We start from the raw sequence: 11,442 nt of genomic DNA, 5'->3' as shown, positions 1-11,442 counted from the left end.
TTCACCGTGCGGTTGGGTCGGCACCGCGCCGCGTTAGCCCCCGAGCAGCGGCGCAGGAAGGCGCTCCAGCGCGGCATGCTGGCAGGGCTGACGGCCGTGGCCATCGTCGCGGCCGGCCTCGTCGTGATCTTCGGCGGCGGCGGAGTGCTGTGCAGCACACGAGAGCCTGTTCTGGTCAACGTGGCCGCCGCGGTGGACGTGGCCCCGGCGGTCATGGAGGCGGCGGGCCGGTTCAACGAGTCGAAGACGGCCGTGGGCGGCCGGTGCGTGCTGGTCCAGGTGACCGAGCAGCCGCCGGCCACCGTCCTGCGCACGCTGATCGGCGACCGGGCGGGCGTGCTGGCCGAGCGGCCCGACGGCTGGATCGCCGACTCCTCGGCCTGGATCAGGCTGGCCCGCCAGCAGGGCGCGAGCTCGCTGCCGGCGGGGGAGAGCGTGGTGGCGACCTCGCCGCTCGTCTTCGCCACCCGATCGTCGCTGGCCCAGCGCTTCTCGGTGGGCCGGACGGAGATGAACTGGCGGATGGTCTTCCCCTCGACCGTACGCGGGCGGCTGACGCCCAACGCGGACGAGCCGGACGTCGTACGGGTGCCCGACCCCTCCCTGGCCGGGGCGGGCATCGCCACCGTGGCCGCGGCCAGAGACGTCGTCGGCACCGGGCCCGACGCCGACAAGGCGCTGACCGCGTTCGTCCGGTGGGCGCAGGCCGGGTCCGCGCCCGACTACCGCAGCATGCTGGCCGCCGTGGACGACCACACGTTCTGGCAGCGGCCGGTCGTCATCGTGCCCGAGCAGTCCGTGTGGAACCACAACCTGCGGCCCTCCTCGGACCCGGTGGTGGCCCTGCACCCGCGCGAGGGCACGATCAACCTGGACTACCCGTACGTCGTCACCGCCGCCGACCCCGACGTCGCCGAGGCCTCCACCGTCTTCGCCGGCTGGCTGAAGGGGGCGCAGGCGCAGGAGATCGTGCGCCGGGCCGGCTTCCGGTCGGGCGACGGCACGCAGGGGCCGATCTCGCCCGGCCCGCAGATCCCCTCCGCCGCCCCGAGGACCAGGTCCTCGGTGTCGCCGCAGGACATCGACGAGGCCCTGCGCGCCTGGAGCAGGCTCGCCCCGCCGACCAACATCCTCGTGCTGGCCGACACCTCCAAGCACATGGCCGAGCCGCTGAACGGCCGGACCCGGGTGAGCGTGGCGCTCGACGCGGCCAAGATCGGCCTCCAGCTCTTCCCCGATTCCACCCACATGGGGCTGTGGGAGTTCGCCGACAAGGTGGGCGGGATCAGGAGCCATCGCCAGCACGTCGGCCTCGGGCCCATCACCGAGCCCGAGACGGGGCAGGTCATCCGGCGGAGCCGGCTGGACCAGCTGACCAGCACGATCACCGCGCATCCGAAGCGCGACAGCTCCCTGTACGACTCGATGCTCAGCGGGTTCCGCCGGGTGAGCGGCGACTACCGGGAGGAGATGAACAACGTCCTCCTGGTGATCACGGCCGGGCGCGACGACGGCAAGGGCACGGATCTGGCGCACCTGCTCGACCGGCTGAAGCGGGAGTGGAACCCGGACCGGCCGGTGCAGATCATCGTGATCGCGTTCGGCAAGGGCGTCGATCGGGCCGGACTGTCCCAGATCACGGCCGTCACGAACGGATCCCTGCACGAGGCCGAGGAGCCGGGAGAGATCATCGACGTCTTCCTGGCGGCCCTGGCCCGCCGGCTGTGCCACCCGACCTGCAAGCCGACGGCCTAGGAGCGCCGCTCAGCGGTTGCGGCGGGCGATGGAGGCGTTGAGCGCGGTGGCGAAGACCGTCCACGCCGCGTAGGGCAGCAGGAGCGCGCCCGCCGTACGGTCGGCGCGCAGGGCCCGCCGGATCAGCACCGCGTTGGAGGCGTTGAGCAGCAGGAGCTCGGCCAGGGCCAGGCGCGGGGCTCTGGCGCGGAAGAACAGGGCCGGCCAGGCGGCGTTCAGCGCCAGGTTGCCGGCCAGGGCGCGGGCCAGGGCGTCACGCTCAGGGCCGTCGCCGTGGGTCAGGGCGCGGGCTCCGCCGTACGCGATGAGCCCGTACAAGGGGGTCCACACCAGGGGGAAGGCCCGGGGCGAGGGTTGCCAGGCGGGCTTGCGCAGCCGCTTGTACCAGGCCGTGCCGGGGGCGGTGGCCAGCGAGCCCGCGAGGGCGGCGGCGCCGGTGGCGAGCGCGGTGGCGAGCAGGGTCCTGTTCATGGCACGTGCCCCTGCCCGCCCCGCGTCGGTTCAAAAGGTTGTCACACGCGTGCCCAGAGGGCGGGCACGTTCGGCGGCTCCCAGCCCGCGAGGGCGGTGTGCGCCTGGAGGCACCGGTAGGTGCCGCCGTTGTAGGTGACGGTGTTGCCGGCGGCATAGGCCGTGCCGGCCCGCCAGGTGCCGGAAGGCGTGGTCGTCGTCGGGGTCGGGGTGGGGGTGGGGGTCGGCGTGACGGTCGGGGTGGGGGTCGGGGTCGGGTTGCCGCCACCGCCGCCGATGTTCAGGTCGATGCAGGAGTAGAAGGCGTTGGCCGTGTCGGAGATGTTCCAGATGGCCAGGACCTTCTGCCGGCCCGAGTAGCCGGAGAAGTTGACCGTGTGCGAGATCGTCTGCGGCGGCTGCTGGCCGTTGCCGTTGAAGACGGCCACGCGCGTGTTGCCGATGTAGTACTCGTAGTTCGACGTCGCGTGCCTGGCGGTGAACGTCCAGGTGAAGGTCACCGAGCTGCCCACCGAGGCGACGGGCCAGGCCTTGCTCTCGTCGCTGAGCTGGGCGAACTGCCCGAGGTTGGCGTGGCAGCTGCGCAGGCCCTTCGGGCCTTCCACGCTCTGGGGCTCGTAGATGATGTTGCCGCAGCCGGAGACCTTGCCCTGGGCGCAGTTCGCCTGGCGGGAGGGCGGCGTGAGCACGTAGCCGTGCGCGAACGCCGGGGTGGTGTTGAACACCGTGGTGGCGACCGCGATCACCACCACGGCGACTAACGTGAGGGTCCTTCTCATGAAGTGCTCCTTCACATGGGGGGTTGGCCCCAATGTAAAGGAAAGTTTCCTAACGGTAAACGCCCGGCTTACCGCCTGTCAGCGCGTGACGATGAAGTCGGCGGGGTCGCGCGGCGCCCGGTCGCGCGGCGGCGCGGCGGCATGGCCGACGGCCACGCAGCCCATCGGATCCCACGATTCGGGCAGGTCGAGCACCTCGCGGACGACCGGGCGGCAGAACATCGTGGACGACACCCACGCCGAGCCGAGCCCCTCCACGGCGAGCTGGATCAGGAAGTTCTCCACCCCGGCGCCCGTCGCCACGATGAACATCTCCCGCTCCGAGGCGTTGCGCCGATCGTCCCTGTAGGTGTGCGAGCCCTCCATCACCAGGCACGGCACCACCAGGTAGGGAGCGTTGCGCAGCACGTCACCCCGCTTGATCCGCTTGGCGATCGACTGCTCGGAGAACCCGTCGCCGCGCAGGTCGGCGATCCACGCCTCGCGCATGGCGTCGAGCAGCTTCGTCCTGGTCTGCGGCGACTCCAGGAGCACGAACCGCCACGGCGTCGTGTGGTGCGGCGCGGGCGCCGCGATGCCGGCCGCGACCGCCCTGCGCACCGCCTCCGGATCGACGGGCCGCTCGGAGAACTCCCTGATCGTACGGCGGGCGAACACGACGTCCCGCGACCCGTAACGGAACAGGTCGTCGTCGGCCCCCCGCACCAGCGGCCGGACCCCGGGCCCGTCGTCCTCGGTCACCAGGTGCGCCAGCCCGCGCACGATCGCCACCGGAACCCCGGCGAGCTTGCCCTTGACCAGCTCCGCCGCGCTCGCGATCTCGTCGGCCAGGGCCGTGACCGTGGCGCTGAGCTGGTTGCCGTAGGAGTCGGACGTGCCGCGGTAGTCGTCGAGCGGCAGCACGCCGGCTGCGCCGATGGCCACGTCGGTGAGCCCGTTGCGCCACGGCCGCCCGAACGTGTCGGACACGATCACACCGACGCGCCCGCCCAGCCCCGCCCTGATGCGCCTGGCCGAGGCGTCGGAATCCTCCGGGAGGAGCAGCACGGTGCCCTGCTCGGTGTTGGAGGCGTCGACCCCGGCGGCGGCCATGACGAAGCCGTGCCTGGTCTGGGAGATCACGGTGTCGCCGCGCCTGGCGACCACGCGCTCGGTCTCGTCCAGGATGGCCTGGGTGCGATCCGGCGCCTGCCGCACCCGGCCCTCGGCCTTACTCACGATCTTGGAGGTGACCACGACGATGTCGCCGTCGAGCAGGCCGGCGCCGGCGAGCAGGGACGCGACGTCGTCGCCCGGCCGCACCTCGCCGATGCCGGTCACGGGGATCACTTCGATGCGGGTCGCCTCGCTCACCTGGACAGCTCCTGGGCCAGGTCGAGGGCGCTGCGCGCGATGTCGGCCGCGGCCTCGGCGTCGTGCATGAGGATCGGGCGGGCGAGCACGCGCACGCCGTCGAGCGCCACCCCGGCGTCCTCCTCGGCCACCAGCCAGCCGTCGATCAGCTCCGGGCCGTACAGCTCCAGCACGGCCTGCGCGGTCGTCTCCACCCCGATCGCCGTCAGGCAGGCGTCGGCCATGCCCCGCACCGGCGCGCCGCCGATGATCGGGGAGACGCCCACCACGGTCTTGGGCAGCAGGGCCTCGCGGATGCCCGGGACCTGAAGGATCGTGCCGATGCTGACGACCGGGTTGGACGGCGGCAGGATCACCACGTCGGCCTGCTCGACGGCCTCCAGCACGCCGGGGGCCGGCTTGGCGGTGTCGGCCCCGACCAGCGCGAACGACTGGGCGGGCACCGAGGCGCGCAGGCGTACCCACCACTCCTGGAAGTGGATCGCGCGCTTGCCGCGCTCGTCCTTGATCACGACGTGCGTCTCGCAGCGGTCGTCGCTCATCGGCAGCAGCCGCACGCCGGGCTGCCAGCGGGCGCAGAGCGCCTGCGTGATCTGCGAGAGCGGGTAGCCCGCCTCCAGCATCTGCGAGCGCACGATGTGGGTGGCGAAGTCGCGGTCGCCCAGGCCGAACCACTGCGGCTCGACGCCGTACGCGGCCAGCTCCTCCTTGACGACGTGGCTCTCCTTGGCCCGGCCCCAGCCCTGCTCCTCGTCGATGCCGTTGCCCAGGGTGTACATCACGGTGTCGAGGTCGGGGCAGACCCGCAGGCCGTACAGGGTGATGTCGTCGCCCGTGTTGCCGATGACGGTGATCGAGGCGTCGGGTGCGGTCGCGCGCAGCCCCCTGAGGAAGCGGGCGCCGCCGATGCCGCCGGCTAGTGACACGATGTGCATGCGGCCCAGTCTTCCATCGGGCTCTGACAGCGCCCGCTTGGGACCGGTTTTCAGCTTATTGTCATCGGTGTACTGCCAGGTATTGGACGATTTGATATGGAAGAGGTTCCTGGGACTCCCGGCAGGTGAGTCAGTGATGTGGCAAACTCCCTTCGGGCTAAAGGGTCCGATGGGGGTACTTGTGAGCAAATTTGACGTTGCCCGGCTCAAGGAGCCGGCCGCCTGGGTCATGCTCGTCGCCGGGTTGCTGAACGTGGTGCTGGCGATCGGGCACATCCTGATCGGCTCGTCCGGCTCGTCGTCCTTCACCGAACGCGCGGTCTCGAACTTCTCGGGCGTGACGAGCCCGATCGTGACGGCGTTGCTGCTCGGTGCCGTGTTGCTGGTCACCAAGGTGGGCGAGCCGTCGGCCAAGGCGAAGCCGATCACGTACGGCGCCGCGGCCGGGCTGCTGCTCGCCGCCGTGTTCGGCATGCTCGCGCTGTTCGCCGGGCTGTTCGCCGGAGGCGGGGCCCGCGCCACGATCGAGTACGTGCTCCTCGGCGTGCCCACCCTCGCGCTGACCGCCATCGCCCTGGTCTACCTGCTGCCCCAGGTGCTGCCGGAGCGGCCCGCCGCGCAGGTGTACCACGGCCAGTTCGGCCCGCAGCCCGGGTTCTTCGACCAGCAGCAGTACAACCCCCAGGGCCAGCCCCAGGCGGGCCCCGGCTACGGCCAGCCCGGCTTCGGCCAGCAGCCCGCGCCGGGCCAGCCCGGGTTCGGCGGTCCCCAGGACCAGCAGCCCGCCTACGGCCAGCAGCCTCCCTCGGGACAGCAGCCCGGCTTCGGCCACCAGGACCCGCAGGCCGCCGCCGCGTACGGCCAGCAGCCTCCGTCCGGCCAGCAGCCCTCGCCCCAGCAGCCCATGCCCGGCCAGCAGGACCACCCGTTCGGCCAGCAGGACCCGCAGGCGGCGCCCGCGTACGGGCAGCAGCCGATGTCGGGCCAGCAGCCGATGCCCGGCCCGCAGCCCGGCTACGGCCAGCAGCCCCCCTCGGCCCCCGCCTACGGTCAGGCCGCCCCCGGCTACGGCCAGCAGCCTCCCTCCACTCCCGGCTACGGCCAGCAGCCCCCCTCCACCCCCGGCTACGGACAGCAGCCGCCCAGCTTCGGCGGCCGGCCGGAGCAGCCCGAGCCCCAGGCCGCGGCCTACACCCCGCAGCCGGCGCCGCAGATCAGGGGCGCGCTGCCCCCCGCCTCCTCCGACCAGCCGCAGCCCGAGCCCTACGCCCCCGAGGGCTTCGGCCAGTACACTCCGGCCGACACGGCCCCCTCGGCCCCTGCGCCCGCCCCGGACTACACCACCCCGCCCGCCGGCGAGTACACCCCGGCCCCGTACGTCCCGGCCGACAGCCAGCCGAACCTGTACGGCCAGGCCAGCCCGAACCCGTACGCGCCCGCCGCGAACGACCCCTTCCCCACGCCCGCGGAGCAGCAGGCCGGCTCGTACGCGCCTCCGGCCGACAACCCGTACGCGCCCGCCGCCGACAACCCGTACGCGCCCGCCGCCGACAACCCGTACGCGCCCGCCGCCGAGCAGCCCAGCCCGTACGCGCCCCCGGCCGAGCAGCCCAACCTGTACGCGGCCTCGGCCGAGCCGGCCTACCCGTCCGGCGACACGACGCCGAACGTGCAGTACCCGCCGCAGGCCGAGCAGCCCCAGCAGCCCCAGCAGTTCGGCCAGCAGCAGCCGTACTTCGGGCAGAGCGCGTTCGACCAGCAGGGCGGGTTCGACCAGCAGGGCGGGTTCGACCAGCAGCAGGGCGGCCAGCAGCAGGGCGGCCAGCCGTTCACGGGCTACTCGGGTCACGAGTTCGCCACCCCGCCCGCCTACCAGGAGCCCGATCCGCCGGTCGACCCGCGCTCGCAGCAGCTCATGGACGCCTACCAGCAGGCGGAGACGTACCAGTCGAACGTCGGCACCCAGCCCGAACTGCGCGTCCCCGAGTACGGCGGCCAGCAGAACAGGCCGTACGACGACCCGTTCGGGCACCCCCAGCAGCAGCCCCCGGCCCAGCCCCAGCACGGCGGGTACGAGCCGCAGCAGGGCCAGTACCAGCCCACCCACCAGGCCCCGCAGCAGCCACAGCAGGCGCAGCAGCAGGGCGGCTGGCCGGCGGACGCGCAGGGCGGCGAGTCGACGATGCGGATCGATCCCGCGTCGCTGGGCGGCGGCTACGGCGGCGACCACCGCCGTCCCGGAGACGACCCGATCGACCCGACAGCCATATACACCCCCAACGAGCCCCGCAGGTAACGGACCGGCAATGAACGGCTAGAGAGAAGGTGGGCCACGGGCGGGTGTCTTTCCCGCCCTGGTACGGTTCCGACCGCTGAGAGCGTTGAACGAGCCAGGCCGATGCCATGCCCGTCAGGCGTCGGCCCGGTGCGAACATCACATGACGAGCACACCGGGGCGAGATCTGGTCTTTCCCCGGATAGCTGCATGCCGCTTGACGGCACGTGCAGCACACGCGTGTAATTACAACCATGTTGTTACGCCTTCCCGTGGGTGGGTACTAAGGAAGGCGTCCATGGGGGGCTCCATTGCGGGCGGGCGGCAGGGAGGTGTGCAGTGACCGATCCGGTCATCGCACAGGATCAGCTTGACGCTGAAGAACTCGGCTGGCAGGAGCGTGCGTTGTGCGCTCAGACGGATCCGGAGGCGTTCTTCCCTGAGAAGGGCGGCTCCACCCGAGAGGCCAAGAAGGTCTGCCGATCGTGCGAGGTCCGTGCCGAGTGCCTGGAATACGCACTCGAGCACGATGAGCGGTTCGGCATCTGGGGTGGGCTGTCCGAGAGGGAGCGTAGACGGATCAAGCGCCAGGCGGTGTAGTTGATAAGGGGGGAAGGGGTCACGCGGGAAGCCGTGTGACCCTTTTCGCATCTCCTGAACCGCTTGCACCTGTATGGTGGGGCCGCCTGATCTTCCCCTCTGGAGTCACCCACCCATGTCCCGTCCCTACGTCACCGCGATCGTCGTCTCCCATGACGGCGCGCGCTGGCTCGGGGAGACCCTGCGCGCGCTGATCAACCAGAGCCGCAGGCCGGACCGCGTGGCGGGCGTCGACAACGGCAGCAGGGACGGCTCGGCCGGCCTGCTGGGCCAGACGCTCGGCCCCGGTAACCTGATCTCCCTGCCCCGCTCCACCGGTTTCGGAGAGTCGGTTGCCAAGGCGCTCGACCGGCTGCCGTCCGCCGGGCGCGACGAGTGGATCTGGCTGCTCCACGACGACTGCGCCCCCGACAGGCGCGCGCTGGAGATGCTGCTGGTCGCGGCCGAGCAGGATCCCAAGGCCGCCGTGCTCGGCCCCAAGCTGCTCGACTGGATCGACCGCAGGCGGCTGCTGGAGCTCGGCGTCACCGTGGGCCGCACCGGGCGCAGGGACACGGGGCTGGAGCCGCGCGAGTTCGACCAGGGGCAGCACGACGGGACGCGGGAGGTCCTGTCGGTGTCCACGGCCGGGATGCTGATCCGGCGGGACGTGTGGGAGAAGGCGGGCGGGCTCGATCCGTTCCTCCCGCTGTTCAGGGACGACCTCGACCTGTGCTGGCGGGTGCGCAACGCCGGCCACAAGGTGCTGAACGTGACCTCCGCCGTGGCCTGGCACGCCGAGGCGGCGGCCCGCAGGCGGCGGCGCATCACGGTGAGCGGCGACCATCCGCGCCGCCTCGACCGGCGCAACGCGATCTTCGTGGTGATGGCGAACCTGCCGTTCATGGCGATGATGTGGGCGCTGCTGCGCAACGTGCTCGGCTCCTTCTTCCGCACGCTGCTGTTCATCGTCAGCAAGCAGCCCGCGAACGCCCTGGACGAGGTCGTGGCCATGGCCTCGGTCCTGGTGCACCCGTTCAGGCTGCTGCGGGCGCGGCGGGCCCGCAGCCACGGCCGCAAGAAGGGATATATCCGCATAAAGCGGCTTATGACCCCTCGGGGTGCGGCCTACCGGCGCCTCACCGACATGGTGCAGAGCTTCCTCGCCGGCGAGGCGCCGGTCGACGCCGCCGGCCAGCACCACCACGCGGCCCACGGCGAGGAGCAGGACGCCGTCCCGCCCTCCGACAGCGGCGCCTTCCAGCGCTTCATCGGCCGGCCCGGGGTCATCCTCATGTTCGCGCTGACCGTCGTCTCGCTCCTGGCCGAGCGGTCGCTGCTGGGCGGCGAACGGCTCGGCGGGGGCGCGCTGGTGCCGGTGACGGGCGGCGCCGCCGAGCTGTGGGCGTTCTACCTGGAGGGCTTCCACGACGTGGGGCTCGGCTCCACCGCGCCCGCGCCGCCGTACGTGGCCGTGCTCGCCGCCCTCTCGACGCTCGCCTTCGGCAAGACCTGGCTGGCCGTCTCCATGCTGCTGCTCGGCTCGGTGCCGCTGGCCGGCGCGACCGCGTACCTGGCCACGCGGCACCTCATCCCGTCCGTGCCCGCCCGGGCGTGGGCGGCGGGGACGTACGCGCTGCTGCCGGTCGCCACGGGGGCCATCTCGGGCGGGCGGCTGGGGACGGCCGTGGTGTTCGTGCTGCTTCCCGTGTACGCCTGGCTGCTCGGGATCATCCTGCTGGCTCCCGACCGGAGGCGGGCCCGGCGGGCCGCCTGGGCGCTGGGGTTGTGGCTGACGGTCGGGATGGCGTTCGTGCCGCTGGTGTATCCGCTGTTCGCGGTGCTGGGGGTGCTGGGAGCGGTCGGGCTCGGGCGGCTGGCGGGCGGTGGCCGCGGCCAGGCCACGGCCGACGCCGACGCCTCGGACACTGCCACGCCATCGGGCACCTTCGCCACCGGCTCCGGCTCCGGCTTCGCCCCCGCCACCGGCCCGGGCTCCGGCTTCGCCCCCGCGCACGGCCCGGGCTCCGGCTTCACGCCCGCCACTGGCCCTGACCCTGGTTCCGGCTTCGTGCCCGGCCCTGGCCCTGGCTTCGGCGCCGGCGCCGCCGGCAGCCCCGCCGGCAGCCCCGCCGGCGCTGATGGCGGCCGTCGTGGGCGGGCCGGCGGGCGGCGAGGCCGAGCCCGGGGCGGGGTCCTGAGCAGGAGAGGCGGGGGAGCGGGCGGCCGGGTGAGCCGTGAGGCGCTGGTGTCCATGGCGATCGTCCTCGCCGTGCCACCGGTGCTGCTCCTGCCCTGGACGGCCGGCCTGGTGACGGATCCCGGCAGGATCCTCCTGGAGGCCGGCCTGCACAACCCGGCCCTGGTGAACCCGTCCCTCCCCCCGGAAGCCCTGCTCGCACTCAGCCCAGGCGGCCCGGGACTGCCGCCGTTCTGGGTCACGGCGGGCCTGGTGGCGGCGGCGCTGGCCGCACTCCTCATGCGCCGACAGCGCCTGATCGTCGCCATCGGCTGGGGCGTCGCCCTGTACGGGGTGCTGGCGGGCGTCCTGGTCAGCCGCATCACGGTCGACGGGGCGAAGGTGTGGCCGGGCGTGCCGCTCGCCATCGCCGGGACAGGGCTGGTGGTCCTCGTGGGCCTGACCGCCCACCGGCTCGCCGAGCTGCGCGCCGGAGGCGGGCTGCGGCGGCTGGGGGCGACGGCGATGGTGGTGGTGGCGTTCAGCACGCCGCTGCTGGCGGCCGGCTACTGGGTGGTCGGCGGGGTGCGCGGGCCTCTGGTGGGCGACGCCAGGGACGTGCTGCCCGCGCTCGCCGCCGCCCGTACGGCGCAGGGAGAACGCACTCTGGTGATCAAGGGGACGGGGTTCGCGGTGCTGCACGGGCGTACACCCCTGATCGGCGAGGCCGAGCTGCCCGCCGAGACCCAGGCCCGCGACCGGGTGGGCGCCGCCGTACAGGGTCTCGTCGGCGGTCGTGGCGGCGACGCCGCCACGCTGGCCGCGCAGGGCATCGCGATGGTCGCCGTGGCGCCCCCGGTCTCGCCCGAACTGGCCAGGACCCTCGACTCCCAGCCCTCCCTGGAACGCATGAGCCTGTCGGAGACGGGCGGCGGCCTGTGGCGCCTGGCCGAGCCGGTCACCCGCGTCCCCGTCGAGCCGGTGAGCGTCCTGCACACGGTGTGGCTGTGGGCGCAGGGGGCGTTGCTGCTGGTGGCCGCCCTCCTGGCATCACCTGGCCGCAGCCGGCCCGAACCCGCCGACACCCCGCCCGCCGTGGCACTGGCGGGTGCGTGA

8 protein-coding genes are annotated in these 11,442 nt (G+C 73.0%); 4 read left to right on the top strand and 4 right to left on the bottom strand.

Translation table 11 applies throughout. From position 1 onward, the window contains the following. The first annotated feature begins 6 nt into the window (after positions 1-6). Positions 7-1,755: a substrate-binding and VWA domain-containing protein gene (locus HD597_RS43840; protein WP_253751720.1), complete on the top strand. Its 1,749-nt coding sequence runs from the start codon at positions 7-9 to the stop codon at positions 1,753-1,755. Between the two features lie 9 nt (positions 1,756-1,764). Here the strand turns inward: HD597_RS43840 and HD597_RS43835 are convergent, their stop codons facing one another. The 4 genes from HD597_RS43835 to cofD all read right to left on the bottom strand — a co-directional run bounded on the left by HD597_RS43835 (position 1,765) and on the right by cofD (position 5,293). After that, positions 1,765-2,226, bottom strand: coding sequence for a TspO/MBR family protein (locus tag HD597_RS43835; RefSeq protein WP_253751717.1), 462 nt, complete (start codon positions 2,224-2,226; stop codon positions 1,765-1,767). 41 nt (positions 2,227-2,267) lie between these two features. Continuing rightward, complete coding sequence (locus tag HD597_RS43830; protein ID WP_253751714.1) at positions 2,268-3,005, bottom strand: lytic polysaccharide monooxygenase; 738 nt, start codon at positions 3,003-3,005, stop codon at positions 2,268-2,270. 78 nt (positions 3,006-3,083) lie between these two features. Further along, on the bottom strand, positions 3,084-4,358 hold the full coding sequence (locus tag HD597_RS43825) for a coenzyme F420-0:L-glutamate ligase (RefSeq protein WP_253751711.1): 1,275 nt from the start codon (positions 4,356-4,358) through the stop codon (positions 3,084-3,086). Further along, on the bottom strand, positions 4,355-5,293 hold the full coding sequence (cofD, locus tag HD597_RS43820; protein ID WP_253751707.1) for a 2-phospho-L-lactate transferase: 939 nt from the start codon (positions 5,291-5,293) through the stop codon (positions 4,355-4,357). The genes HD597_RS43825 and cofD overlap by 4 nt, the downstream gene beginning before the upstream one ends. Before the next feature lie 181 nt (positions 5,294-5,474). On the opposite strand from cofD, the gene HD597_RS43815 reads away from it, so the two are divergent. The 3 genes from HD597_RS43815 to HD597_RS43805 all read left to right on the top strand — a co-directional run bounded on the left by HD597_RS43815 (position 5,475) and on the right by HD597_RS43805 (position 11,442). Beyond that, positions 5,475-7,589 carry a hypothetical protein gene (locus tag HD597_RS43815; protein ID WP_253751704.1) on the top strand — a complete coding sequence of 705 codons (2,115 nt, stop codon included), beginning with the start codon at positions 5,475-5,477 and terminating at the stop codon, positions 7,587-7,589. 318 nt (positions 7,590-7,907) lie between these two features. Further along, complete coding sequence (locus HD597_RS43810; protein ID WP_020546325.1) at positions 7,908-8,168, top strand: WhiB family transcriptional regulator; 261 nt, start codon at positions 7,908-7,910, stop codon at positions 8,166-8,168. Positions 8,169-8,283: 115 nt separating this feature from the next. Beyond that, entirely contained in the window at positions 8,284-11,442 is a 3,159-nt protein-coding gene (locus HD597_RS43805) for a glycosyltransferase family 2 protein (RefSeq protein ID WP_253751700.1), read from the top strand.

Source organism: Nonomuraea thailandensis, assembly GCF_024172165.1.
GTDB lineage: Bacteria > Actinomycetota > Actinomycetes > Streptosporangiales > Streptosporangiaceae > Nonomuraea > Nonomuraea thailandensis.
This window is presented reverse-complemented; position numbering and strand designations above follow the sequence as displayed.